Origin of the sequence: Proteinivorax tanatarense, from assembly GCF_040267685.1 — a bacterium.
Classification (GTDB): Bacteria; Bacillota; Proteinivoracia; order Proteinivoracales; family Proteinivoracaceae; genus Proteinivorax; species Proteinivorax tanatarense.
Genome location: NZ_CP158367.1, coordinates 271,706 through 298,672, shown reverse-complemented (window position 1 = coordinate 298,672; position 26,967 = coordinate 271,706). Strand labels below are relative to the sequence as shown.

At 37.1% G+C, this 26,967-nt stretch carries 26 protein-coding genes; 6 read left to right on the top strand and 20 right to left on the bottom strand.

Annotation, left to right across the window (positions count from 1 at the left end; all coding sequences use genetic code 11):
* Positions 1 to 52 precede the first annotated feature (52 nt).
* Entirely contained in the window at positions 53 to 1,708 is a 1,656-nt protein-coding gene (locus tag PRVXT_RS01560) for a peptide-binding protein (RefSeq protein ID WP_350343948.1), read from the bottom strand.
* A gap of 1,191 nt (positions 1,709 to 2,899) precedes the next feature.
* Between PRVXT_RS01560 and PRVXT_RS01555 the strand changes: the two genes are divergently transcribed.
* The 6 genes from PRVXT_RS01555 to PRVXT_RS01530 all read left to right on the top strand — a co-directional run bounded on the left by PRVXT_RS01555 (position 2,900) and on the right by PRVXT_RS01530 (position 7,952).
* Entirely contained in the window at positions 2,900 to 3,121 is a 222-nt protein-coding gene (locus PRVXT_RS01555) for a hypothetical protein (RefSeq protein WP_350343947.1), read from the top strand.
* Between the two features lie 1,184 nt (positions 3,122 to 4,305).
* The gene (locus PRVXT_RS01550) at positions 4,306 to 4,791 is read left to right on the top strand and encodes a hypothetical protein (RefSeq protein ID WP_350343946.1); all 486 of its coding nucleotides are present in this window, start codon (positions 4,306 to 4,308) and stop codon (positions 4,789 to 4,791) included.
* A 132-nt stretch (positions 4,792 to 4,923) separates the two neighbouring features.
* Positions 4,924 to 5,817 (top strand): TraX family protein, encoded by an 894-nt coding sequence (locus PRVXT_RS01545; protein WP_350343945.1) that lies wholly within the window; start codon positions 4,924 to 4,926, stop codon positions 5,815 to 5,817.
* A 329-nt stretch (positions 5,818 to 6,146) separates the two neighbouring features.
* The gene (locus PRVXT_RS01540) at positions 6,147 to 6,497 is read left to right on the top strand and encodes a four-helix bundle copper-binding protein (RefSeq protein ID WP_434064302.1); all 351 of its coding nucleotides are present in this window, start codon (positions 6,147 to 6,149) and stop codon (positions 6,495 to 6,497) included.
* An 880-nt stretch (positions 6,498 to 7,377) separates the two neighbouring features.
* Positions 7,378 to 7,542 carry a hypothetical protein gene (locus PRVXT_RS01535; protein ID WP_350343944.1) on the top strand — a complete coding sequence of 55 codons (165 nt, stop codon included), beginning with the start codon at positions 7,378 to 7,380 and terminating at the stop codon, positions 7,540 to 7,542.
* 47 nt (positions 7,543 to 7,589) lie between these two features.
* Positions 7,590 to 7,952, top strand: coding sequence for a hypothetical protein (locus PRVXT_RS01530; RefSeq protein WP_350343943.1), 363 nt, complete (start codon positions 7,590 to 7,592; stop codon positions 7,950 to 7,952).
* Positions 7,953 to 8,039: 87 nt separating this feature from the next.
* Here the strand turns inward: PRVXT_RS01530 and PRVXT_RS01525 are convergent, their stop codons facing one another.
* The 19 genes from PRVXT_RS01525 to cutC form a co-directional block, all read right to left on the bottom strand.
* On the bottom strand, positions 8,040 to 9,584 hold the full coding sequence (locus tag PRVXT_RS01525; RefSeq protein ID WP_350343942.1) for an AbgT family transporter: 1,545 nt from the start codon (positions 9,582 to 9,584) through the stop codon (positions 8,040 to 8,042).
* Positions 9,585 to 9,920: 336 nt separating this feature from the next.
* Positions 9,921 to 10,718 (bottom strand): Cof-type HAD-IIB family hydrolase, encoded by a 798-nt coding sequence (locus PRVXT_RS01520; protein WP_350343941.1) that lies wholly within the window; start codon positions 10,716 to 10,718, stop codon positions 9,921 to 9,923.
* 50 nt (positions 10,719 to 10,768) lie between these two features.
* Complete coding sequence (locus PRVXT_RS01515) at positions 10,769 to 12,214, bottom strand: methyl-accepting chemotaxis protein (RefSeq protein WP_350343940.1); 1,446 nt, start codon at positions 12,212 to 12,214, stop codon at positions 10,769 to 10,771.
* 135 nt (positions 12,215 to 12,349) lie between these two features.
* Complete coding sequence (locus tag PRVXT_RS01510; RefSeq protein WP_350343939.1) at positions 12,350 to 14,458, bottom strand: methyl-accepting chemotaxis protein; 2,109 nt, start codon at positions 14,456 to 14,458, stop codon at positions 12,350 to 12,352.
* 264 nt (positions 14,459 to 14,722) lie between these two features.
* Positions 14,723 to 15,013 (bottom strand): BMC domain-containing protein, encoded by a 291-nt coding sequence (locus PRVXT_RS01505; RefSeq protein ID WP_350343938.1) that lies wholly within the window; start codon positions 15,011 to 15,013, stop codon positions 14,723 to 14,725.
* Between the two features lies 1 nt (position 15,014).
* Positions 15,015 to 15,671, bottom strand: coding sequence for a phosphate propanoyltransferase (locus tag PRVXT_RS01500; protein ID WP_350343937.1), 657 nt, complete (start codon positions 15,669 to 15,671; stop codon positions 15,015 to 15,017).
* Position 15,672: 1 nt separating this feature from the next.
* The gene (locus tag PRVXT_RS01495; RefSeq protein WP_350343936.1) at positions 15,673 to 17,172 is read right to left on the bottom strand and encodes an acetaldehyde dehydrogenase (acetylating); all 1,500 of its coding nucleotides are present in this window, start codon (positions 17,170 to 17,172) and stop codon (positions 15,673 to 15,675) included.
* 32 nt (positions 17,173 to 17,204) lie between these two features.
* Positions 17,205 to 17,834: a BMC domain-containing protein gene (locus PRVXT_RS01490; RefSeq protein WP_350343935.1), complete on the bottom strand. Its 630-nt coding sequence runs from the start codon at positions 17,832 to 17,834 to the stop codon at positions 17,205 to 17,207.
* Between the two features lie 18 nt (positions 17,835 to 17,852).
* Positions 17,853 to 18,497 carry a cupin domain-containing protein gene (locus PRVXT_RS01485; protein ID WP_350343934.1) on the bottom strand — a complete coding sequence of 215 codons (645 nt, stop codon included), beginning with the start codon at positions 18,495 to 18,497 and terminating at the stop codon, positions 17,853 to 17,855.
* A gap of 40 nt (positions 18,498 to 18,537) precedes the next feature.
* Complete coding sequence (locus PRVXT_RS01480) at positions 18,538 to 19,086, bottom strand: BMC domain-containing protein (protein ID WP_350343933.1); 549 nt, start codon at positions 19,084 to 19,086, stop codon at positions 18,538 to 18,540.
* Position 19,087: 1 nt separating this feature from the next.
* A complete protein-coding gene (locus tag PRVXT_RS01475) occupies positions 19,088 to 20,416 on the bottom strand; it encodes a 4Fe-4S dicluster domain-containing protein (RefSeq protein ID WP_350343932.1) in 1,329 nt (442 codons plus the stop codon).
* Between the two features lie 20 nt (positions 20,417 to 20,436).
* A complete protein-coding gene (locus PRVXT_RS01470; protein WP_350343931.1) occupies positions 20,437 to 20,697 on the bottom strand; it encodes a EutN/CcmL family microcompartment protein in 261 nt (86 codons plus the stop codon).
* On the bottom strand, positions 20,691 to 20,996 hold the full coding sequence (locus tag PRVXT_RS01465) for a BMC domain-containing protein (protein ID WP_350343930.1): 306 nt from the start codon (positions 20,994 to 20,996) through the stop codon (positions 20,691 to 20,693). Before PRVXT_RS01465 ends, PRVXT_RS01470 begins: the two co-directional genes overlap by 7 nt.
* A gap of 9 nt (positions 20,997 to 21,005) precedes the next feature.
* Positions 21,006 to 21,851 (bottom strand): ethanolamine utilization protein EutJ, encoded by an 846-nt coding sequence (eutJ, locus tag PRVXT_RS01460; protein ID WP_350343929.1) that lies wholly within the window; start codon positions 21,849 to 21,851, stop codon positions 21,006 to 21,008.
* Entirely contained in the window at positions 21,833 to 22,489 is a 657-nt protein-coding gene (locus PRVXT_RS01455) for a cobalamin adenosyltransferase (RefSeq protein WP_350343928.1), read from the bottom strand. The genes eutJ and PRVXT_RS01455 overlap by 19 nt, the downstream gene beginning before the upstream one ends.
* A 5-nt stretch (positions 22,490 to 22,494) precedes the next feature.
* On the bottom strand, positions 22,495 to 22,944 hold the full coding sequence (locus PRVXT_RS01450) for a EutP/PduV family microcompartment system protein (protein WP_350343927.1): 450 nt from the start codon (positions 22,942 to 22,944) through the stop codon (positions 22,495 to 22,497).
* Positions 22,941 to 23,294: a BMC domain-containing protein gene (locus tag PRVXT_RS01445; protein ID WP_350343926.1), complete on the bottom strand. Its 354-nt coding sequence runs from the start codon at positions 23,292 to 23,294 to the stop codon at positions 22,941 to 22,943. Before PRVXT_RS01445 ends, PRVXT_RS01450 begins: the two co-directional genes overlap by 4 nt.
* Before the next feature lie 34 nt (positions 23,295 to 23,328).
* Positions 23,329 to 24,279: a choline TMA-lyase-activating enzyme gene (gene cutD / locus PRVXT_RS01440; protein ID WP_350343925.1), complete on the bottom strand. Its 951-nt coding sequence runs from the start codon at positions 24,277 to 24,279 to the stop codon at positions 23,329 to 23,331.
* A gap of 73 nt (positions 24,280 to 24,352) precedes the next feature.
* Positions 24,353 to 26,899: a choline trimethylamine-lyase gene (cutC, locus tag PRVXT_RS01435; protein ID WP_350343924.1), complete on the bottom strand. Its 2,547-nt coding sequence runs from the start codon at positions 26,897 to 26,899 to the stop codon at positions 24,353 to 24,355.
* Positions 26,900 to 26,967 lie beyond the last annotated feature (68 nt).

Genomic DNA, 26,967 nt, shown 5'->3' with positions numbered 1-26,967 from the left:
AGCCTATTATAAAAATAAGCTATTAATTAACTTTTTTGGTGTTATAAAATTTTTATTCTTCTAAATACCACTTGTGAACATCGTGATAATCCGTAAAGGAGTGGAAGTTATGTCCCTTAAAGTCAGGTGTATATGCTCTTCCCTCTTCCATGCTATATAGGAAAATTGAAGGCAAGTGTTCGTTCATTAATTGTCCCCATTCTTCGTAAATCGGCACCCTGTCTTCTGGCAACATATGGCGTGTGCCTTCCTCTAGCAATTCATCATTTCTGTCATTTACAAAACCTGGAAAGTTAAATCCTCCTTCAAAGTCTTGCTCTGAGTGCCATATACCTCTAGCATCTGGATCAGGAGTAAGTGACCAACCAGTTAAAGCCATATCAAAGTCGTGCACGTCTAGGTGGTTAGAGAACATCGTATCAAAATCCATCATTTCTAACTCTATTTCAATTCCTACTTCTGCTAAATCTTGCTGCCATACAGTAGCCGATCTTTCTCTTGGAACATTCCCAGATGGATAAATAAGTGTAAATTGGGCTGGTTCACCATCTATATACATAGTTTCCTCATCTTCATTATATTCCCATCCAGCTTCTTCGAATAATTCTATAGCTTTATCAAGGTCACGCTCATACTGATTTATGCTGTCCGCTGGAGGCATATACTCACTAAAAGAAGGTAAGGGTACGTTAGAAACCTGTCCGTAACCGTCCAAAACATCATCTACAAAGCTTTGACGATCTAGAGCATACGCTATTCCCTGACGGACTCTTTTATCAGCAAATGCTTCTTCTCTAGTGTTTATAGCCATATGTTGATAACCATCACTCATGACTGTGTCTATTTCCTTTCCATTTTCTTCGAAAAAAGCTACTGTATCCTCTGACATTTCTGAAACATCCATAAAATCAAGTTCGCCAGCAGCTAGTTGTGCTTGGGCAGTCTCTTGGTTTGTAACATTTAGAGTAATTCCATCTAATTTGGGCTCACCCTTATGATAGTCTTCAAATTTAACCAATCTTATATGTTGATCCCTCGCAAACTCATCCATCTTAAATGGTCCTGTTCCTACTGGATTTTGAAGTATATCGTTTTGCTCTTCCGCTGTAGCAATATCAACATCTCCCCATATATGCTTAGGAATGATCTGTCTTGCACCTACATCACTTAACGCGGGAGCGTAGGTTTCACTTAGAGTTATTTCAATATTTCTGTCATCAATTACATTAATCCCTGTAATTTCATCTGCTTCTCCTTCTTTATAATCTGGCATCCCCTCTATTATCTGAACATTTGAGTATCTTACCCCTGTATAGTCCGGATCAGCAATGAACTCAAATGTAAATTGAACATCTTCTGTTGTTACTGGTTCTCCATCATGCCAATATAGATCCTCTCTTAAAGTAAAAGTCATTGTAAGTTCATCGTCCGAAATATCAAATTCTTCCGCCAAATCTGGAACATACTCTTCTGCAAATGGATCATAACTTAACATTCCATTGTAAATTAGGTCTATAGCCATTGCATCATATGCATCTGTGTAAAGACCTGGATGCAGTATTCCTGGTGGGGAAGTCCATATACCTCTTGTCAAAACGTTGTTTTCCCTTGCTGCCTCACCATTTTCTGCAGGTTCTGAGCATCCTCCTAGCCCCAGTGATAAAGTAACAACCGTAGCTAAAAAAAGAATACCTACCTTTTTACACATTCAAAATCCTCCTTGTAAATATTATTTATTATTTTATTTCCAAAACCAATTAAAGTATTTTGGAAAATTGTTAACCTAACTATCCTATGAACTATACATACTTTAAATCTAATTTTCTTTTTCTATATCTTTTCTTTAATACAACTTCCGTTAATACTCCCTTCGATACATAGATGAGTAAACCTTCTATGTATTTAAAATTTATTAAAAAAATTGCATTTTTGTGATTATTCTCTTTCGCTTTTAACTGTTATAACAGTGTCGATTAGTTATTCTTTTATTTTGTAAATACTTTTTCTTAAATTTTAACTATTTTTTATGCGATCTGGTATTTAAAATTGAAATTTACAGTAAACTCTTTTACTGTTTAATATATATGTCAGGAATATTTGATAATTAATAAAAGTGCTGTTTTTTTACAATTTTTTATATAAGGCAGCACTTAGAGGCAGGCTGCAATATTGCAATTTTAACCTGAAACCAAAGATTCTTCGGCTGCGCTCAGAATGACATGATTAATTTGGGTAATATCTGTGGATGGATTAGTATGGGGGTGTTATTTACTGCTTTATAGCTCAATTGGGTCGCTTATGTTCGCAGGCAATGAATTACCTGCTACGGTGGGTGATGTAGATGGGGTCGATTTAAGTGGGGTCAGGCTTTTGATATTTCAATATTCTCCTAGGTAATGTGCAAATGGGGATGGTGACTTTTTTACCCCTTTTATGGATTTTTGTTACATTTAATGAATGTGTTTAACAGTATTTGAGCTGTTTATTTTACTCCGGGGAATGAATTCCCCTCTACGTTTTTGAGGCTACAAGGTGTTTGGACTTAAATGATAAGATTCTTCGCCTGGCGCTCAGACAACATTGGTACCACGTTTAGTTGTTTATGTCCGCAGCAATGAATTACCGTTTGAGTAGTGGGAAGTGGGAACCATTTGGGTTTCGATTTCCGCAGGCAATGAATTACCTGCTACGGTTGTTGGTGGCTTTTTTTGTTTTATCTTTGTTTGAGGTTTCTTTTTTGGTTTTGGTGTTTTAGTTACAATCAGGGAACGAGTTCCCTTCTATCAACTTATAAATAACCCCTTTACAGACCCCGATTATAATCAGGTTTACTATTCTAAAAATTATGATATTGTAAGATTAGAAAAGGTATTTAATTTTTAAAAGGGAGGAATTTTTTATGAAAAAATTATTAAATTTTATATTTTTGATCGTTTTTTTATTGCCTTCTTCAACTCTACTTGCGCAAACAAAGGATATACAAAATGCAATATTTACTTACGAAGTGAAGATGACAGAAGAACAAATAAAAGCTCATTATAGTGAACAAGTAAATGAACAACAGAAGCAGTCAATAATAAGAAATGGGAACCATTTGAGTTGCGATGTCCGCAGGCAATGAATTACCTGCTACGGTGGGTGATGTAGATGGGGTCGATTTGAGCGGGGTCAGGCTTTTGATATTTCAATATTCTCCTAGGTAATGTGCAAATGGGGATGGTGACTTTTTTACCCCTTTTATGGATTTTTGTTACATTTAATGAATGTGTTTAACAGTATTTGAGCTGTTTATTTTACTTCGGCTGCGCTCAGAATGACATGATTAATTTGGGTAATATCTGTGGATGGATTAGTATGGGAGTGTTATTTACTGCTTTATAGCTCAATTGGGTCGCTTATGTTCGCAGGCAATGAATTGCCGTTTGAGTAGTGGAAAGTGTGAAGTTAGAAGTGGGAACCATTTGAGTTGCGATGTCCGCAGGCAATGAATTACCGTTTGAGTAGTGGGAAGTGTGAAGTTAGAAATGGGAACCATTTGAGTTGCGATGTCCGCAGGCAATGAATTACCGTTTGAGTAGTGGGAAGTGTGAAGTTAGAAATGGGAACCATTTGAGTTGCGATGTCCGCAGGCAATGAATTACCGTTTGAGTAGTGGGAAGTGTGAAGTTAGAAATGGGAACCATTTGAGTTGCGATGTCCGCAGGCAATGAATTACCGTTTGAGTAGTGGGAAGTGTGAAGTTAGAAATGGGAACCATTTGAGTTGCGATGTCCGCAGGCAATGAATTACCGTTTGAGTAGTGGGAAGTGTGAAGTTAGAAATGGGAACCATTTGAGTTGCGATGTCCGCAGGCAATGAATTACCGTTTGAGTAGTGGGAAGTGTGAAGTTAGAAATGGGAACCATTTGAGTTGCGATGTCCGCAGGCAATGAATTACCGTTTGAGTAGTGGGAAGTGTGAAGTTAGAAATGGGAACCATTTGAGTTGCGATGTCCGCAGGCAATGAATTACCGTTTGAGTAGTGGGAAGTGTGAAGTTAGAAATGGGAACCATTTGAGTTGCGATGTCCGCAGGCAATGAATTACCTGCTACGGTAGTTGGTTGGTGGCTTTTTTTGTTTTATCTTTGTTTGAGGTTTCTTTTTTGGTTTTGGTGTTTTAGTTACAATCAGGGAACGAGCTCCCTTCTATCAACTTATAAATAACCCCTTTACAGGCCCCGATTATAATCAGGTTTACTATTCTAAAAATTATGATATTGTAAGATTAGAAAAGGTATTTAATTTTTAAAAGGGAGGAATTTTTTATGAAAAAATTATTAAGTTTTACATTTTTGATCGTTTTTTTATTGCCTTCTTCAACTCTACTTGCACAAACAAAGGATATAGAAAATGCAATATTTACTTACGAAGTGAAGATGACAGAAGAACAAATAAAAGCTCATTATAGTGAACAACATAAGCAATCAATAATAGCACCTTGTACATCTATACCTAGAGAAGTTTGGGATATATCTTCAAAGGGGCAATATAATTTTGCAGGAGTTGCTCGCCATCAAAATTTATATAGCAACTATAAATTTAAAGGAAAATCATCTTATGCAGTAGTTGTAAATAATTATTCCCATGAAAGCTTAACAGTTAAAACAAAAACATTTTGGAAAACATACCATACGGTTACTGTAAGCCCAGGACATACTCGCTACTTTTTCCCAGAGATAGGGAATCCTAATAGAGAAATTTATTTATTATTTCAAGGGGGATATAGAAATTTTGATGGATATATTCGATAGATTTTGTTAAGTTTTTGCTTTACGGGTGAGCGAAAATGACATAAAAATCACATCTATAATTAAAATGAAAAGTGTATAGGGCCATAAGCTTGAAAGAGACATATCAAAAAAACCTGTATAGGGAGGATAGTTATGAACACAACAAGTTTGAAAATAATTGCTTTACTATTTATGCTAATAGACCATATGGCTCTATTTATTCCGTTTACTCCTACTTTTTTTCATTACATAGGTCGACTAGCAGCTCCAATTTTTATTTTTTGCACTGTTGTTGGCTTTAATTACAGTAGGCGTAAAAAGGACTATCTTTTAAGACTATATTTTTTATGTGTTTTTATGGGGATAATACTACTTTTTGTTAACTATCCTTTTGGAAAAGAATATAGGCAAATAACCACAGATTTCCCAAGAACATTATTTACAATATGCGTTTTTATATATCTTTTTTACTATTCACCGATAGAAAAAAGAAGCAAGCTAGTATCGCTTTACTTACTATGGCAGTTAATTACTATTATATTAATTATCCTATTATTAAATTTCACTAATTTATCTGAAGAGTTTTTAGTTTATACTGTACCCAATCTTCTAGGGAGTATATTAAACTTAGAAGGTGGTTTACTTTTTGTTACACTAGGATTATTGATAAGTAGTCTAAGAAATACCAAAGTCAAGTTAAGTATCTACTATATAAATTTTATCCTAATATTTGTCTTAATAGATATTTTTAAGATAGTACCGTTATTCATTGGCTTGTTTCGCCGGGCAGGTCTATGTCTTGTAGGAGATATAATAACATTTATTTCATATGCAATCATAGGGATAAACCCAATGTTGTTTACAAACAGTTCTAATGGCTTTAGCTTATTTGATAATTACCAATGGTTAATGCTTTTTGCCTTGCCATTTATGCTGGCGTATAATCAACAAAAAGGTAGGAACCTTAAATACTTTTTCTATATTTTTTACCCAACACATATTGTTTTCCTTTATTTTATAGGTAATTACATTTATAATAGCTTCTAAAACTTTAAAAACTATGATTCTAATGTTTTTATACAATCATTTTAAACATGAAGCTTTCCATTAAATTATCTCACTTATTCATGTGGACAATGAAGTTCCTATAAATTAGATAGGTATGAAACTATTGCTAAATATTGACACAGTAATCACCCCTACCTCTTGAAAATTGTAATACATAGGATGGAAGGAACGGTTGGGAGACTTTTTTGTTTAGAGTGGTTTACAATGGGCTCATTTATTTTGATAAATGAAGTTTTGGTGTATAACTTTTTTCTTTTTTATAGATAATACAAGTAAGATACTTAAAAAACTGAAAAGGGGGTTTTTTTGTGAGTTTGATTGCTGATGGAAAGACGGATTTTCAGGCTTGTATTGATGCTTGTTCTCGGGCTGCTCAGTCTTGTATGGAATGTTTTGATGCTTGTTTGGATGAGCCTGATGTCAGTTCCAGAAAGAAGATGTTAGGGCTTTTGGTTGAATGTGCTATGACAGCTCAGAATTCTATAACTTTAATGGCTATGAACGGTCAGCTTACTAAAGAGCACTGTGAGTTGTGTGCTAAAATTTGTGATATGTGCGCCGATGAATGTGCTAAGTTTGAAGAACAGCATTGTCAAAACTGTGCTGATGTTTGTCATGTTTGTGCTAATGAGTGTAGGCAAATGGCTAATGAAATGTAGGTTTTTACTAGGTGGAGCCAATTTAATTATAAGCTTTTGTTAGGTTTTAGTTCCTCTAAATAAACGTTAAAAATGCACCCTACGTTTTTAAAACGAGAGGTGCATTTTTGTGCTTGAGAATCTGAAGTTATATCCCAGCTATAATTTAAATTTTCCTGCTGCTACATAGCACGGCTGTTATTAAGCTATCTTTTGCCTTTATGTAAGAAAACAACCAGTTCCATTTTATTCATTGTAACTGGTTTCTTATATTGTTATTTCCGCATCCTATTAGTAAGGTGCCTTCTAAAACTAAGATTAGGGCTGAAAACAGCGCTATCATTCCTTTTAATTTCATAATTGTCTCTCTCCCTTTAAAATATAATGTATGATGACTATGGTTAAGGGTTTTTCAACTGTAAAAAACTGTTTTCCATGAATATCTCGTCATCCCTCTTAATAAAGATATTTTTCAGGAGTATGCTACCCAATTAACAGATGAAGCAGGGAATGCTCAACTACAAGTTTTGTATAGACTTAAAAACATAGATTCTTCGCCTTACGCTCAGAATGACATGGTAGCTGGATGATGGGTGCACACCACTTAGACTGCCATTTGTTGATGGGGCGACACAGTGGTCGCACCCTACCTCTTGCTAGGGTGGTGTTGTTTAAGGTTGGTCTAGTTGGTCTAAGCTTTTTGCATCGGCGGGTTGCTCTCTACCTCTTGCAAGGGGGATTCCTTATTGTTTTGCATCGGCTGGTGGCCTCTACCTTTGCAAGGAGGGACTTCTTACCGGGGTTTAATTGTTAAAAGTTTATACAAGTTTTTATTTTTTTGTGGAACTTTTTATTCTTTTTGTCGTCTTAAAGATAAACAAATAACTTTAGGGGTGATGACATGTTAAAAAGAAGTTTTATTATTGGCTTTGTTTTGGTTTTAATTTTTAGTTTTACCGCTTTTGCTGCTATAGAGCTGGTAGATGATGAAACAATGGAAAGAATCACTGGTATATTACAGGAAGAGTTTGGCGAAGAAGTTGTACTAGGGATGCCTGGGTCGTAGATTTTCCCGCTATTACTGAAGATAAATTTTATAAAGCAACTTTTACTGTGGATGATGGGGATATAAAGGGAATTTATATTGATGCTGAGACTTTTGAGTTTGTAAATGAAGAAGTTATCGAACGATATCGAGAAAAGGAAGGCGAAAAAGGAATTGTAAGGACTCTTACGTCAGACTCAGAAAATGGAGAGGTTGATGATGCTGATTTTGACGAGGTCCAGTCTGATGATCCAGTTGGCTCTGATAATGAGCAAGAAAAAAGTAATGAACCAGTTAGTGCTGATGATGAGGATGCGGAGGTTGGAATTATCTCTGTAGATGAGGAAAGTGGTTTAGGTTGGTTAGTGGTTATTTTAGTTATAGCAGTTTTAGCTACTGTTATTGGTATGATAGTGAAAGTAAAAAAATAAGGTTCTTGTTCTGACATTAACGCCATAGCATTAAAAAGCGGTTAGACTTATCGGTCTAACCGCTTTTATAATCCTATTTATAAATTCTTAATAGTATATTGGTGCTTCAGGCCCAATTGGCAATCCTAATAGTAGCCAAGCTGACAGCATAATCATCCAAGCTATCATAAATGCAATAGAATATGGAAGCATAGTAGAAATTAGAGTTCCAATTCCAATATTTTTATCATATTTTTGAGCAAAGGCTACGATAATTGCAAAGTAAGGCATCAAAGGGGATATAATATTGGTGGTAGAGTCACCAATACGATAGGCAAGCTGTGCAACTTCCGGTGAATAACCCATATTCATTAACATTGGAACAAACACAGGAGCCATTATAGCCCATTTAGCAGAAGCACTGCCCACAAAAATGTTGATAAAACCACTAACTAGTATAAAAGCTAAAATAAGTGGTATCCCTGTTAAGTTAATAGCTTGCAAAAACTCCGCTCCATTTATGGCTAAAATAAAGCCTATATTGGACCATTCGAAATATGCAACAAATTGTGCTGCAACAAAAGCTAGTACGATATATCCACCCATGGTAGACATGGTATCTTCCATATACTTTACAACTGTTTTGTCCTTTTTGACATCTCCTACACTAATCCCATAAGCCAACCCAGGAATGAAAAATGACAGGGCAATAAGTGGTATCATTGCTCCTATAAACGGCGACTCATGATCAGCTAAAAGAGCTCCTTCGTCAGTTCTTAGTATAGCTGTTTCGGGAACTGTCATCAGCGCTACTACTATAACATAAGCTATCAAAGCAAACAAAGCTATTTTTAAACTTTTATTTTCTTTTGGTTTAAGTGAATCGAGATCCTGTTTATATGAACCGGTATAGCTTCCTAACCTAGGTTCTACAACTTTTTCTGTTACTAATACACCTACAACCGTTATTAACACAGTAGATGCCATCATAAAGAAAAGGTTTGCTGCTGGAGTAACCGTGTATGCAGAATCCATCATTTGGGCTGATTCTTGGGTAAAACCACCTAGCATAGGGTCGATCATAGTAATAATTAGGTTAGAACTAAAGCCACCTGATACACCTGCAAAAGCTGCTGCCAATCCTGCGATAGGGTGCCGCCCTTTTGATAAAAATATAACAGCTCCTAGGGGAACTAGCACAACGTATCCAGCATCTGATGCCATGGACGACATGATACCTGCAAAAACAACAACTGCGGTAATTAGCATGTCCGGTGCTCCCATTACAATTTTCTTTAAGAAAGCTGAAATAAGGCCAGATCTTTCTGCCACACCTACTCCCAACATTGCAACTAACACAACGCCTAACGGTGCGAATCCAGTAAAGTTGTCAACCGCTTTTGTGAGTATATCTCTTATCCCTTCTTTAGATAAAAGATTAACTACTTTAACTTTCTCATCTATATCAGGGTCTGGATGCTCCGCTGACACATCAAGTGCAGCTAATCCAGCTGATAGCAGTAACACTGCTACAGCAAATATGCAAAATAAAGTAGCGGGGTGTGGAAGTTTGTTACCTGTTTTTTCTACTATGTTTAAAAACTTATCTCCCCAATTTCTTTCGGTTTTCTTCTTCCCTGTTGATGGTTCCATTTAACTATTCCTCCTTGTAATAATAAGAGATTTTAAAGTACTAACTTAAAAATACCTTAACTTCTTTTTACCGAGGACCTCCTTTGTATCACATCCTTTTCTTCTAGATGGCTCCATTTTATTGATTAGTAGGCCATCCTTTAAATATGTTTTACCGTTACTTTATTCGTTACTTTTTTACAAATTCCTCCATAGAAAAATGTCTAATTTTGTCGCTTGCAGACAAAAACACCTTTTTATTTTTAAAAAAGGTGTTTTTATGCTCTAGATTTGCCTCTAGTTTAAACTAGCAGGAAACCTCTTCAATTATCCATTTGTTAGCGTGCTTTTTTATAACTATGTTTTTACAAATTTTTCTATGATACTGGATACTCCAGCTTGATTATTTGTATACTGCGATACTTTACTCCATCTCTCCAGCAGTGCTTGATCGGAGTTTTTCATGGCCACCCCTTGCCCTGCCAATGCCAACATATCATAATCATTTAAGCTGTTACCGATGGCCAGTGTTTTAGCTTTTGGGATATTTAGTTTTTGGCATATTATTTTAAGGGCATGGGCTTTAGATGTTCCCTTGCTCATTACCTCTACTGAGTCCGGTGTTGATGATGTAACTGATACTTTGTTTAGCTCTTTTAGTTTATTGGTAAGGTTATGAATTTTAGAGGGGTTTTGTTTGTCTTTAAATAGCAGTATATATGGTTCTTTATCTAAATTTTTGCTAAGGCTCCCCTTTACTTGATAGCTTATTCTATGTTTTTGGGCGTATAACTTAGCATTTATATTTTCTTTTTCCTCCCACAGCACATCATCTATATAGGCACGGGCGTAAACCTGTTGATGCTCGGCTAGCTTTAAGATTTCTTTTGCTGTGTCTAGGTTAATTTTTGAGCAGTGGATTACTCTCTGTGAGATGGCGTCCTTTACCAACCCTCCGTTATATGTGACTATCGGCACATTTAAGTTTAACTGTTTGGCAATATGCTGGGCAGATTTAAAGGTGCGGCCGGTGGCAAGAACAACATAAATCCCGTTAGATATTAGGTTTTGAATTTTTTCGCTATCTTTTGGATGAATTTCTCCGCTGTCGTTTAGCAAAGTGCCATCTAAATCTATGGCAACAAGTTTTATCATTAGAATTAGCTCCTTTGGTGAACAATTAGTAAACGATGGCTAAGCGATGGTTAAACTACTGCTTCACTATCGTTCTTACCTAGCTCGTTTACTTTTTCTTGGATTTTTTCCATTGAGTTAAATTGTTCTTGAAGAGAACTTAGCGATTGCTGGGAGCTGGCTGAAATTTGTTGCGATACTGCTGACATGGATTCTAATTGAGTATTTAGGTGTTCTATATTATTTTTAACGCTAGTTAGGTCTGAGCCTACTACCGACATTTCTTTTAAAGATTCTGTTACGCTAGCATCAATGTTTGTAAAATGCTCTATTACCTCACCGATGAGTTTGTTCTGCCCATTTACAATAGCGTTTAGAGCTTTAGCTGCTTTATTTACTTCGGTAGTGCTATCATCTAGCTCTTTGGTTATTTTTTCTATGTCAACTACATAGTTTGATGTTTGTTCAGCTAATTGTCCAACTTCATCTGCTACCACAGAAAAACCTTTGCCATGTTCACCTGCTCTTGCAGCTTCGATGGAAGCATTGAGGGAAAGTATTTGTGTTTGATTAGCTATACTTTTTATGCTGCCTAACACTTCTATTATTTTATTAGCTCGCTCTTCGGTTAGTTGCGCTACGTTTAGCATATTGTCTTTAACTTTGATACTTTTTGTAGCAGTCCTTGATAGAGAGTTCACACCCTTTTCTCCATCCTCTTTGGCTTCTGTTACATTTTCAAGCTTTGTTTCTAGTACTCCTAGGCTATTATCTAGCTTTTCAGCATATTCTATGGATTCCCCACCTTTTTCTGACGAGCTTTCCACTGATTGAGTATGTTCTTCTATGCTTTTAGCAATTTCTTCAGTGACATTTACCGTTTCTCTTAAAGATGGTATTACCTCGTTAATGTAGTCTGTGGTTTGTTGCTGAACATTTTCGATTTCTTTTAGGTGGTTTTCAACTTGAGCATTGCTTTTTACCAATTGTTGTTGATTTTTATCCACATCTAAACTCAACTTATTTATTAACAATGTAAGAGCATTTAGGGCATAACAAGCACTTAAGTAAAAAAAGAATACTCCTAATCCTATGCTAAAACTTAAAACATCTGAATACCCTAATAAGTTATATATAATTACGATTATGTATCCAGTCCATAAAGCTATCATTACTTTCCATCTGAATTTTTTTTGAGGATATAAAGCTAGTAGCATTAGCACCGGTACTATTAAAAACATGGCAATTAAAGTTCCTATCAACGCGCTATACAACCATCCGATAAAAAAAGCTATTAACGTCATTTGGGCATGTTTATAACTAAATTTTTTAGTTAGATTAAAATAGCTAAATAAGCCCACTAAAAAAATACTCATCGCTAACATTATTAAATTAGGTATCGTATATTCCATAACAAGTCCATATTGAAGTGCTACAAAAGCACACGCAATAGCACAAAGTTTGACTGCTGTTTGTACTACTAGTTCACTATAATTACTTAAATAATCTTTTGTCATTTTCTGCTCTCCTTTTTATAGATAGTCAATAAAATTTAAAATTCCAACACTATAACTTTCAACTTTTTCCGACTTTTTTCCTGCTCAGAAGAAAAAATAGGAGCCAAGTTTTCTAGCTTGGCTCCTAAGTGTTTTTTAAACTTTAAACTTTTCTATCAGTTTATTTAAGCTATCTACTAATTCCTTTAATTTATCACTGGAAGCTGAAACTTCTTGGAATGTAGCCGATTGCTCTTCAGTAGAAGCAGATACCTCTTCTGATGCCGCTGAGTTATTTTCTCCAATACTGGATAAATTTTTAAGGGATTCAACCAGCTGGTCTTTTTCATCATTGATGCTATGACCTGCATCTTTTAACTCTTCAATCTTCTGACTAATGTCGTCTATAGAGCTAGCAATCCCTTTAAATTTATGTTCTGTTTCCTGGGCACTACTAGTTTGTTCTTTTACTGCATTTACTACTATTTCCATATTGGATACAGTTTCGCTGGATTTTTCTTGTAGTTCTGTTATCACCTTGCTTATTTCTGTAGCAAATTCATTGGATTGTTCTGCTAGCTTTCTAATCTCATCAGCGACTACAGCAAACCCTTTACCGGCTTCACCGGCTCTTGCAGCTTCTATAGCGGCATTTAGTGCTAATAGATTGGTTTGTTCCGCTATGGATTGAACCATCATATTTGATTTGGCTATCTTTTCTGCACTAGCGTCGGTTGAAGTTATGTTTTCCTTTATGGTTTCTGTTGAAGTTTGGCTGCTTTGTGTGCTTTCAGTTAAGTTATTCATTAACTGACTGCCCTCTTTTGCAAGATTGTTTACTTCCGACGACGTATCTTTTAACTCATCGATGTTGTTAACTATTTGTTCTATGAAGTTTCCTATTTCTAAAGCTTTATTTAACCCATTTTCAGTTTGTATAGCTTGGTCGGAAGTGCTGCTAGCTATACCTTCGATAGCTTTGGCAACCTCCATAGATGCTTGAGTGGATTGTTGAGAAGCTTCATTCAATGTTTCAGATGAGTTACCTAAGTTGGTAGATGATCTCTTTATTTCATTTATAATTTGCTCAAGATTATTACCTAGCTTTTTAAATGAGTTAGAAAGCATACCTATTTCATCATTATGCTTTAAGTATTTTTCCGGCATTGTTGCCGTTAAGTCTAAGTTTGACATTTTTTCTGCATAGTCGGTAACTACAGATATCGGCTTAGTGATATAAGTAGAAATTAAGAAAATAACCACAGCTAATATTACAAGGCCTGCAACCATAACAAAGATTAGTATTCGAATTTGTCTGTTTACATCTCTGTACATATCATCTTCGGTTACCACAGTGCCAAAAGACCATGGTGTATCGGTTTGCCCTATATTGATTGGAACCACTGATTTAAATACTTCTTGGCCAAGGGATGCAGAATAGGCAAAGTCAGAATGATGTAAACCTTGGGTAATAGCTGAGCTATAAGCTTCCCGCTCTTCTTCGTCATCAGACTCAAGCTCACCGGCCACCTGACCTACCCTTTCTGAATCAGGATGAGCTACCACTACCCCTTGGTTGGATAACACTCTGCCAAAACCTTCTTCAAAAATAGTCACCTCAGAAATCATGGTATGTAAAAAATCTAGATATATGTCAACACCCACAACTCCGATAGGTTCATCTTCTGGAATGATTGGAATAACCAATGATGTCATAGTTAACTCTTGTCCGCCAACCTCATATGTGGTAGGTTCTGTAATGTATGGTTCTCCCGATTCCATAGGAATCGTATAATAATCATTTACCTCATCATCAGCTACATCGGCGATGGGCTGGTAAGCTACTTCCTCTCCGTCCCGATACCAGTATGGCAAAAATCTGCCGCTATCGTCGTGAAAAGTAGTGTCGGCAAAATCTTCATCATTACCGTCAAAAGCATCAGGCTCAAAAGCTGCCCATGCTCCACCTAGCTGTTGATTTTCTTCTAGTGTTGTTTGAAGTAGTTGTATTACCAACTCTCTATCATCTACTCCATTATTTAGCATGGTTATTATGGTTGTGCTAAGATTTTCCGCATTGTTGTTGGCTGTGTTTAACACTTCCTCAATCTCTGCTGCATTATTTTCAGCGATAGCCTCTGCCACCTCAATTGCTTGTTGCTGGGCAATATCTCTAGATCCAATAATATTGAAACTGGTAACAGCAACAAAAATAAGCACTACTGACACTAAGATAGCTATCATTATCTTGGCTCTTAATTTCATAGTATCCTCCCTTTACAATTTTTTAGAATTAAGCAGATTAAAAATTTTATAATAGTTCATTAGATGTACCCTTCGACACTTTTAGACAATTTCCCTTCTACGATAACCTGAGTTATGGATTTGTAACTTTTTTAAGCTTTAGCAATATATGTAAAGGGTTTTGTTAAATTTCTCAAATCCTTAAACGATTTCTATTCACAATAAAACGGCAGAGAGACATTCTCTACCGTTTTATTGTACAAAGTACAAAACTATTTAGCTTAATTATTCTTTAATAATTTTTTGTTCTGGAAGGATTGCTTCTACTTCACCGTGTGGGCGTGGAATAACATGTACTGAAATTAGTTCTCCAACTCTTTCTGCAGCTCCAGCTCCAGCATCAGTTGCAGCTTTAACAGCTCCAACGTCTCCTCTTACCATAACGGTTACTAGTCCAGCTCCAATTTGCTCTTTTCCTACTAATGATACATTTGCTGCCTTTACCATTGCGTCTGCTGCCTCAACTGCTCCTACTAAACCTTTAGTTTCCACCATTCCTAATGCATCGTACTTCATTTTACATTCCTCCTAAATTTTTGTTTTTTATTTTAACTTTAGATAAAGAATTGATGCCCATTGAATTTGCTTCTTCTGTGTCTAAATGACACTCTAGTGATGAGTTATCAGTTGCTCTTATGGCTACATTATCATAAGTTCCACCTCGTAAGCCTTCGATCTCAATTGAAACTATTTGACCATCTTGAACACCTAGGTTTTGTGCATCCTGACAGCTCATGTGAATATGTCTTTGTGCCACTATTAATCCTTCATTTATTTGAACTGAACCTTTAGGTCCAACCAAAGTTATGCCATCGGTGTTTTGCAGATCGCCTGACAGCCTTATCTGTGGGGCAACTCCCAACTTAAAACCGTCTGATGCCAGCACTTCTACTTGAGTTTTGCTGCGGGCAGGCCCTAAGATTCTAACCTTTTCGATGGCCCCTTTAGGTCCGCATAGGGTAACTGTTTCTTTACAGGCATACTGTCCCGGCTGAGATAAATCCTTTAACTTTGTCAGTTGGTAACCTTGGCCAAACAAAGCATCCATATCTGTTTGACTCAGGTGTACATGACGGTTAGAAACTCCTACTGGAATCAAGTTTTTATCTTCTTTGCCACTGGACATCGCTTGGACTGCCTCCAAAAGCTTTAAGACAGCTTCTTGATTATCCATCTTAACTAGCTCCCTTCATAGCGCTTACTAACTCATTTACTAGTTTAAGAATTTTTTCGTTGTCAGTATCTACAGAAGCAACGCCTTTATTATTTGCTACATCATTGAGTTCAGGATAATTAAAGCTAGGATCTTCAACAGCAAGAGTGCTACAATCTTTTATTCCGTATGCAACTCTTTTAATGTTTATAAGATGGGTTGGGCTAACGTTTTCGGAAGTTGAGCTTCCACCCCACGTACCGCAACCTAAAGTAAATGATGGTATAAGTCCGGTACTTCCTCCTGTTGAGCCTTGGGTTCCCCCTGTATTAACTAAAATACGAGATGCAGGTTTTGCTGCAAATTTCATCACTTTGTCTCTATCTTCTGTATGGATACTCATTGTATGTCCTATACCATTTTGTAAAAGTTCTATACTTAAGTCGCAAGCTTCTACCCAATCTTTCACGGTATAAAAAGCTAGCACTGAGGTTAGTTTTTCATATGATAGCGGATATTCATCTCCTACACCCTGTTGCTCACCAATTAAAACTTTAGTGTTTTCAGGAATTGATATGCCTGCAGCTTGAGCTATGACTTGAGGGCTTCGTCCGACAAACTTAGCGTTCATTGTGTGACCGTTTTTAAATAATAAACTACAAACTCTTTTTGTCTCTTCTTCAGTCATAAAGTATGCGCCTTGTTTTTTAAATTCTGCTACAACTGCTGCTTGATTGCACTCCTCCACGATTATAGATTGCTCTGAAGAACAGATTGTCCCATAATCAAAGGTTTTACTTGCTAAAATATTGCTAACTGCTTTTTGGATGTTGGCAGTTCTTTCGATATATGCTGGTGAGTTACCGGCACCAACACCAAGAGCAGGTTTCCCCGCGCTATATGAAGCTTTAACCATCCCTGGACCACCAGTGGCCAAAATCATGGAAATATGCTCGTGCTTCATCAGCTCATTTGTCGCTTGAATAGAGGGTGTCACTATGGTGCTTATTATGTTGCTTGGGGCACCAGCTTCCACAGCTGCTTTGTGCATCAAGTCTACTGCTTCTTTTGTGCACTTAAGAGCTGCAGGGTGTGGAGAAAAAACTATTCCGTTTCTTGATTTTATTGCTATTATGGATTTATAGATGGCGGTTGAAGTTGGGTTGGTTGAAGGAATAATTCCCATTAAAAGCCCCATAGGTTCAGCTATATCAAGCACTTGCTTGCTTGAATCCTCGCTAATTACTCCGATGGTTTTCATGTCCTTTATAGCATCGTAAAGTAACACTGACGCCATGTGATTTTTATATGTTTTATCTTCAACTTTACCAAAACCAGTTTCTTCTACAGCCATTTGAGCTAATCTAACTGCGTTTTCTTTTGCAACTTTAACCATGTTACATAGAATCCTGTTTATTTGCTCTTCGGTATAATCGGCAATTTGATCTGTAGCTACTTTGCCACGTTTAGCAAGGTCCCTTGCTTCTTGTACCGAGCGTAAATCTTTGTCTAAGTTTTCCAAGTCTATCCCCCCATTGTTTATTTTTATTTCCACTATTTGCTATAGTATTTTTTGAATTCCTTTGTCAAAACATTTTTATTTGCTTTGGATATATTTCTGCCTATAATTCCAAAATCTTTATATTCTCTAGCTAGCTTTCTAAGCTCTGAGACTTTGACTTTTGCTAGGGCTTTTAAAGTTTTTTCTTTGCCGTGGTCTGATACTGCTTTGTCTACTGTAGCTTTATTTAATTTGTCCAACTTCAACTCTGGGGTTACTGATTTTTTCTCAGACTCTTTAGCCTTTGGCTTTGCTTTTTTCCCTTCAAACTTTGCCACTTCTTCCGGCTTTTTTTGTTCTATTTTAACAGTTTTAGGTTCTTCAACGCTTTTTGGTTTTGGTTTTTCCTTTGCTGTAGCAATTATATTGCTTAATTCTTGATGGTGACGAGGAATTACATGATGAGAGATGAGTAAGCTTCTATCTATTTTTTCAATAGCTGCAACTCCGGCTTCAACGGCAGCCTTAACTGCGCCAACATCACCAGCTACTGCGATATATACAAGCCCTCCCCCAACGTAGTTTTTTTCTACTAAGTTTACATTTGCCGCTTTTACCATGGCATCTGCACTTTCTACAGCCATAATAAGTCCTTTTGTCTCGATAAATCCAAGTGCCTGCATCTTCAACCCTCCTTTACTCTAGTATTTACTAGCAGGGTAGGTGACATAAAGTAGCTTTACTTTATCAGATTCTCTAGTAATTTTTGAGTTAGATGGGATATAAATTACATCACCGGGATTTGCTACTAGCGATTTGCCGTTAATAGTTGTTGTTACGGTTCCTTCGATAACGTAGTTAATTTCCTGTTGTGCTATTTCTGGGTCATACTTGGATTGTTCAATCTTTAAAAGACCTGCTCTTAACTGAGAATCATCTTTTTTGATTAGCTCCTGGCTATACACCTGTGAGTTGGGACAATTAGTTTTTACATTATCATATTTTACTGAGTTGCCACGAATTACTTTAAGACCGTCGGCACTTTCTGAGATGAACTTGCTAGGAACGGGAAGGGAGTTCATTAACTCCTCTAACATTCCTTTTTCCATCAGCGTCTTGAGTACGTTGTACACCATTTCACTGTCTAATCCATTTTGGCTGGAATTTGATGATTTACTGTTTGCAATTTGGTTGGTTTGAGGTGTTTGTGTCACAAATTCAACCCCACTGGCTTGAGCTATGTCTTTAGCGGAAGGTGTTATTATTGTGTTAGACATTACTGGGATTTCCTTGACACCTTTGCCCACAGCTTCTTCCACATCTTTAGCGCGAATCAGTTTTTTCATCTTTTCACTCCTTTCTCTGAAGATTTAGCACCAATCTATTTTAAAATAACGATGCTACCAGAGCTTCAGATGGGGAAGGTATTACCTCTACATTTAAAAGAAGACCTTGATCTTTTGATGCTGCTTTCCCAGCTTCTACACCAGTTTGAACGGCAGCCACATCGCCGGTAAATGTAAAGTAAGATTTTCCACCTAACCCATTCCCTAAACGAATTTCTATGGGTTCAAGATCTGCCACCTTAAGTATGGCATCAGCTGCATATATCATATTCGCTTGAGAGAAACACTCTATTATTCCAATTGCTTGAACTTTTTCAGGCATTGTAGCACCGGTTATCGCCGGAAATATCTTGGAGTCAACATTAGGAATTAATATCGAATCAACTAAAAATTCTTCAGCTAAGTCTTCACCAAGTTTTACTGAATCCTCAACTGACGCTACATCTCCATGAACAATGGCATTGTATTTTCCAGGACAAGCAGAGCCAGATGTAACTATATCTACATTGGAGATCTTGACCATTTGATCTGCTACATACATGCCTTTTGCAATGCTTGTAAACTCAACCATGCCTATGGCTTTTGGCATATTACTCACCCCTTATTACAATCAAGTCTTTTTCTATCTTAATAATTTCTCCAGCTATACTAGCATGTATATTAGCCCCTAAGCTGTTTTCCGGTGTTTTACCTATTGTTTGACCAACCTCTACTTTATCTCCTACAGAAACAGCTGGCACCGCTGGCGCTCCTACATGCTGACTTGTGGAAATTGCAACAGTTTTTGCTGTTAGTTGTGTTTTAGTAAAAGGAGCTTCGTTATCAAATTTGTTTAGCCCAAGTCTTATGGTAAGCCGCTTGCTTGGTAATCTGCGATACTCCCTCATAGAACGAGTTTCAAGCTGAGTTTTGGTGGTTTTATATCTTAAGTTAAGTTTCGCTAGCATTTCTTTGTAGTGCAAGTTTGTTAATTTTGGGTACAATCCTGCTTGGCAGGAAAATAGTTCACATAGATTACACTGACAACAAAGTTGAGCAGACTTTTGACCTTCGATATCTGTTACAGAATAGTTTATCGCTCTCATCATTTTATGAGGTTGGATGCTATGCCCTAGCAAGTAGCGAGGACACATATCAGTACACATACGGCATTGTTCGCAAGCAGATTTGTTTATTCTCTTTGCAGATTCTGTATTTAAGGATTTCTTTTTTATCAAATGATGGTCTTTTTTTAAAATTATAAATCCCTTATGTTTTTTTGTTACAAAACCATCGAGGTTTTCTAATATAGGTCCCATCATAGGTCCGCCGTCTATTACTGCATAGTCTTCAAAGTTATGAATACCGCTTAGCTTTAAAACTTCTAATATCGGTGTGCCTATTAGTACCTTTACCGTTAGAGGAGTAGGAACATCCCCTGTCACTGTAATATATTTTTCTGTAACTGACATGCCTTGAGAAGCGTTGTAAATATTTAACGCCGTTTCGGAGTTTAACACGACACATCCTACTTGTATGGGGATACCTCCTTCAGGAACTATTCTATTTGTCAACTCATATACTAGCACCTGCTCGTCCCCTGCTGGGTAAAAATCTGGCATTTTTTTTATTTCGATATAATCCTGAAGTTGAAGTGCATTTACCCGCTCTTCTAATCTTGTAATCACTCTTTTATGCTTTTCTTTTATTCCGATAATGGCTTTTTTTGCATCCACAAACCTTGCAGCTAGTTCAAATCCTTTTAGAATTTCATCGGTGTTCAACTCCATTAATTGTTGGTCCACTCGAAGCAAGGGTTCACATTCAGCTGCATTTAAAAGAATGTAATCTGCTTTTGTTTCAAGCTTTACATGGGTGGGAAAACCAGCTCCTCCTGCTCCGATGACACCAGCTTCTCGCACCATATCAAGAAGATTCATATACATACCCCCTGAAATTATCACACATTGCAATCTTCATCGATTATACCTACAACAGCTGCATCTACTGGAATATCATCGTTGCCTAATAATTTTCGAGCTGCTGAGCCTGTACAAACAATAACTTTATCTCCAATGCCGGCACCTATGGTATCTACTACAACTAGACGTTGTCCCTTTGTGCTGCCACCAATTACTTCTGCCTGCATGAATTTAAAACCGTTTAGCGAATCTGCCTTTCTAGTTGCCCAAATACTATCAACTAATTTAGCAGTTAACATATTATTTTCCCCTTTTCTACTTTACATTTGATTTCCGAAACCGCTGACTCTACAGAGGCGGTATCTCCAAAGATAGCTATCATTATCATATTTTGTGGACAACTTCCCCTTACATCTGAAACCAAAACTTTATTGGATTTCTCCGCTATGTCAGCAGCACAAATCATATCAATCATTCTGCCTTGTACCAAGCCAATGGCATCTATGTTATCTATGTGTTCCACTTCTTTTTGACCTAATCTTTTGGTCAAGATTTCTATGGTTCCGCTGGACGGTGATTTTATTATTTTAAATTCCATAACGTTCACCTACTCTATTACTTCTTGAGTACAGCTAAGTGCTATACCTAAAGGAGTAACAAACATTGGGTTTTGTGGTTTATGGGTTGAAATCCCTGTCTTTTTTTCTATGATTTCTTCGATGCCATTTAGGCGACAGGTTCCACCTACCAAATATATTTCATTTACGTCAAAATCTTTGATGTGCTCATTTATTATCGAAGCAATCTTCTCCACTACTGGTCTTAAAACCGGTAGCAATTCTTTGTGATTTTCTGATTTTCTTTTGTAAACTTCTGCTTCTTGAAAAGTCATTTTATAAGAACCGGAAATTACCAAAGAGAAATGGGTACCCCCTGTAGAATCGTCAGCTACATAAATCACCTTGCCATCTTTTAGTATGGTAATACCCGTTGTACCACCGCCGATGTCGACTACCGCTCCATTTTCTATATTTAAAACCTTATTAGCTGCTGTAGGTTCGTCTAGTACGTTTGTCAGCTCAAAGCCTGCACCCATCACTACGTTTTTAACTGCTCCTGAGTCAAGGGCATCTGTGCCTGGTGGGATTGCTGCAGCTGCATAGATAAGCTCTGTGTTTAACTTTTCTTCTAACTGCTTTTTAAGATCTTTTACAATCTTTATCGCCCCGATATAATCAACGACCATCCCGTCTCTAACTACATCTGCGTACCTATAAGCTCCAGCTACTGGTTTATAATTTTCATCTAATACCGATAAAACAACGCATGCTGTCCCCAAGTCTACCCCTGTATAGTAAACGGAGGTTTTGCTTTTTATCGGGCTATCTACCACTTTTTCAAAGTCTTGCACCAGCTGGTTACAGTGTTCATAGTTTAGTTTTCTTTTTGACATTTTGTACCTCCTACAATGGAACATATAGTTTGGGATAGGGTATTCGCTATTTGATTTATATTGCGTTCAATTCCTTGCTTTTGTTCGCCATCTTCAAACAACTCAAAAACATACTGCTCTAATTCCCTAACGGCACAACGTAGTCTGTGAAGAGCGATAATCTCCCTGCCTTTTTCTAGCTGGATATGAAACTCAGTGATTTCAATACAGTCACTTACATGTTCAGAAAAATTATCTTTATTTAACGCTGGACAATTCTCGTTTTCGGTAAATATAGTGGTGTTTTGTTTGTTGTCATTTTTTAGCTGTGGCAGACATTTGCTTAAATCAATTACTTTCTGAGCTAAAATAATATCTTTTTGCAAAAGTTCTTGCGCTGTTAGAAAAAAAAGTGCTTGAATTGATTTGCTTTTGTAGTGCAACATTTTAATTTTGTTATTTTCTTTGACGTTTTTCTCTTTTTTGTTTTGTCTTTTGGTTTTGCTTTTTCTGCTAAATTGGTCAACTATTTTAATGCCCCGGTCCAATAAAAATTGACGCCCTCCTGGTGTTAGCCTTTCTTCTCTCCCTAGCTCGAAAGTGTCGAAGGAACCCTTGCTATAAAAGTCTCTTAGTTTTTTTTCCGTTATAAACTTCATAATAGTCACCTTTTCTTTCCTTGTTTGCACAAGTGTTCTTTCAACTCTTTAATACCCTTACACTGTGGAGAGCTAATTTTAAAATAGGGTTTTTCCACGCCTATCTGCTCAAACTGCTTGTAACATAGGCTTTCATTTTCAGGCTGCAAACCACTTTTTGTTACTACACCAATTACAGGACATTTAAAAGGTTTGGCAAAGCCAGGTGAGTATATATTTTGACATTTAGACTGGTCTATTAACAGCAAGAGATGAGAAGCGTCTTGGGACATGGCGATTATATATTTATACATTCTTGGATTTTCAATATAAGAGCTGGGGACATCTATTGTTTTTTCTCCATAAATTACATCTTGAGTTCTGCGTAGCGGTCCTTCATAGTTATTTAAGGCATTGACTAGAGTAGTTTTGCCACTTCTCCTAGGACCTACTACCATGATTCTTTTTTTTCTCATGATTTTGTAATTGGGGCTACGGTAAAGCCTAGCAGGTTTTGTAGTGTATCGTTTACTGAATGAAGTGCTGTTTCCACCGACTGAACATCCCCAGTTATTATTAGAGATCCGGTAAATCTATCTAAAAAACCGATTTGTACATCAGCACTTTTTGTTACGATATCTGCTGCAATTATTGCCACTTCATAAGGTGTTATCGTCAGCACACCAATAGCTCCTTTGTCGTCAATCCCCAAGCGTTCATAAATATCCTGCATGGGCGAAGCGATTACATGGGCTATTGTTACTTGTTTGCCAGGTACTGATTCTTGAATAACCCTTTTCATGGAATTTTCACCATAAGTTCCCATCTTAATTCCCCACAATCTTTGTTAAAAATTTATTCTAATGCCTTATTATTGATACTGGAAAGTCATATCTACTAATTAGAGACTCTAATTTTTCGAGTTCTATTTCACTCAGCGCTAACTCCCCTTTTATCTGATACTCTTTATCCAGTTGCTTATATTTATTAACACCCATTTTGTGATAGGGAAGTAGATCTATCCCTTTAAAGTTTTTAAAGTCACGGTAGGGCATTAGAAAGTCTATTACTTCTTTTATTTCAGCTTCACTATCATTAACATCTTTTAAAAGTGGCATTCTTATTTTTACATTGTAACCATTGCCTAAAAGAGATTTTAGATTTTTCAAAATAACTTCGTTTTTTACATTTGTGTATTGGTAATGTTTATCTGAATCAATATGCTTTAGGTCATAAAGAAAAAGATCAGTAAATTCTGCAACTTTCATAATTGATTCATGTTTTGTATGACCACAGGTTTCAATAGCTGTATTGATTCCCTCTTGTTTACAGGTCTTTAAAAGTTCATAAGCAAGTTCTGGTTGCATAAGAGCCTCGCCACCGCCTAAGGTGACGCCTCCCCCAGAAATGGTGTAAAATGCTTCGTCTTCTTCTACAATTTGTAAAAGTTCTTTTACAGTCTTTCTTTCTCCCACTACAGAGATAGCTTCTTCTATGCAACTGTCCATACATTTACGACAGCCTATGCATTCAATACTGCGATTTATTTCGTGTTTTCCTGCTTTATTGATAGAGTGAATTCCAACGGGACAGGCAGAAACACAAGCACCACAGTTTTTACACAAATCTCTTTTGTACAAGATTTGATATTTTTGTTCTAACCCCTCGGGATTGGAGCACCATTTGCAACGCAAAGGACAGCCTTTAAAAAACACCAATGTCCTAATACCAGGACCATCATACATATTGTACTTTTGTATATTAAAAATCCATGCCTTTTCATCATTGGTAGTAGCGTTGTAGTTAAGCATAATATCTAGTCTCCCGTTTAATTCTGGTTTGGCTAACCTTCTAAAAGATTAACCAAACCATTATTTATTACTTCTAGAACTTGTTTAGCACTGTTCTACTGATTATTTCATCCTGTACATCTTTGCAAAGTTCCACAAAGAATGCACTATATCCAGCAACCCTAACTATTAGGTCTCTATATTGCTCAGGGTTTTTCTGAGCTGCTAGTAAAGTTTCGTTATCTAGATAGTTAAACTGCATTTCTCCAACACCTAACATGTTAGCGGTACGTAGCAGTGTGATGATTCCTTGTTCGCCTTCTGGTGTGTCTAAAAGACCACTCATAAGCTTGAAGTTGTGAACCATACCTAGGTTCATGTTGTCGCATGCCATTTTTGATACAGACTTGATTATCGCTGTAGGTCCTTTAAAGTCTGCCCCTTGCGAAGGACTAATTCCATCAGATAGTGGAGCCCAAGCTTTTCTACCGTTTGCAGTAGCACCGGTCAATTGGCCAAATGGTGTATTGTTAGAGATAGATAGGGTGCCATGACATAACACAGAGTATAGTGTTCTAAATTTACGATGTTCTGTCTCTGTAAAGTTAACTAGGTCAGCAGCGATTAGATCTGCATAGTCTTCGTCGTTACCATACTTTGGTGCTTTTAAGCAATCGTTTCTAAGTTGTTCGCAGCCTGCAAAATCCGCTTTTAAAGCTTCGTTTAACTGTTTTAGAGTATATTTTTTGTCATCGAATACAAGCTTTTTAATAGCAGCCATTGAATCTACGTATGTGGCTAGTCCACTCCATACAACTCCAGGACCGAAGTTGTACATAGCTCCGCCAGAGGATACATCCTTGCCATTTTCCATACAACCTTCGTACATTATCGACATTAGCGGCTTAGGTGCAAGGTCTCTATGAACTCTTTGCGAGATCACAGTTGCCACGCTGGTTAGTTTGGTAATATATTTGATTTGCTCTTTTACAGCGTTGTCAAACTCTTCATACGTTTTGTACTGGTCTACATCACCAAAGTCTGGGGTGACTTTTTTGCCATACCACTGTGGTACTCCGTTGTTCATAGTTAGTTCTATGGCGATAGGCCATTGAGTATAAGCTGTAGATGTCCATTGGTATAAGCGACCTGACTTTTGTGGCTCAACACAGCCCATTAGGCAGTAGTCACGAGCATCTTCTATAGAAACACCCTTTGCTAACATCATCTTGATGTGAACATCGTCGAAGTGACAAGCGGGGAATCCCATCCCAGAGCGAACAACGTCTACAATTTTCTTTAGATATTTTTTAGGTGATTGGCTATGGATACGGGTAGCCAGCGTAGGTTGATAAATTTTAACATGCCTTACAGCATCCATTAGAAGATAGGTTAAATCGTTAGTAGCATCAAGTCCTTCTCTGGTCACACCACCAACACACATATTAACAAAAGGTTGATAGCCTGCAAAAAACTCTGAAGCTTCCTGACTGGTAAGCCACATCATCTCAGACATTTTAATTAGCATACAACCAGCTAGTTCAAATGCTTCACGCTCAGTCATTCGTCCATTTTCTAAATCTGCCTTGAAGAATGGGTACATATATTGGTCAACACGACCTATGGACATACCTGTTTGGTTCTCCTCTACAACAAGTAGAGATTCAATGGTCCATACAGCTTGAACTGCTTCCCAAAAAGTTTCTGGTTTGTGAGCTGGTACTTTTCTGTTAATTTCTGATATTTTCTGTAACTCTGCTTTACGTTTAGGGTTGGTTTCTTTTGCTGCAAGCTCCGCTGCGTAATCTGACATGCGTCTAGCGTAAGCCATTACACCTTCGGTTGTATCTATAATGGATTTATAAAAGTAGATTTTTTCAATATCTTCAGGGTTTTCGTATTCTAGTTCTTCTAACTTGGCTTTTGCTTCATTTTGGATGTCAATCATGCCTTTTTTCATCAATATTACGTCATACCCTGGGTTAGAGTCGCCCCCGCCATTTAATTGATGGTAGGAACAATCTGAAACAAATGACTCCCCTGACAGCTCCCAAAGTCCAGCTTCACGGTATTGATCTTCACAGTGCTCATCAACAGATTGGCCTTTCCAAAACGGGAAAATTTCTTCTTGCAACTCTTTTTTATCTTCTTCAGAAAGATAGAAAGGATCTTGTGGTCGAGTAGATACGGTGTCTAACTCGTTTTCCAACCAACGCCACGCAATATCTGGTGAAAAAGCTCCTGCTCTAGGGGCCCCACAAGGCGCACCTACTATTAACTCATCATCTTGGATAACTAAAGGTGCTGTTTCGCAGCTGTGACGGAAACTTTTAGCTCTTAGTAAAATTTTAGGCATGCCTGGGTTTTCTTTAGCAATTTCGGTGATTGCACGAGCACGATGGATGCTGATACTTGGCTTCCACTTAAAATAGTTCTCCTTTAACTTTTTTAAACGTTCAGTCATCCCATCAGGAATTCCTTGTTGCTCTGTTTGGGTTTGTGCTTGCATGTTGTTAGTTGTTTCATTATTAGAAATGTCCTTTGATATGCCTTCAAAAACTTTCATGAGCGCATTTCGCTCTTCTTCGGACATGTGTTTTGTTGCTTCTGCAAACTTAGTTGAAAATTCACGAATATCCAAAACAAATACCTCCATTCATATTTTAATTCTCAGGCTTTTTTAGCTTTTCAATTTATAGAATTACCCAC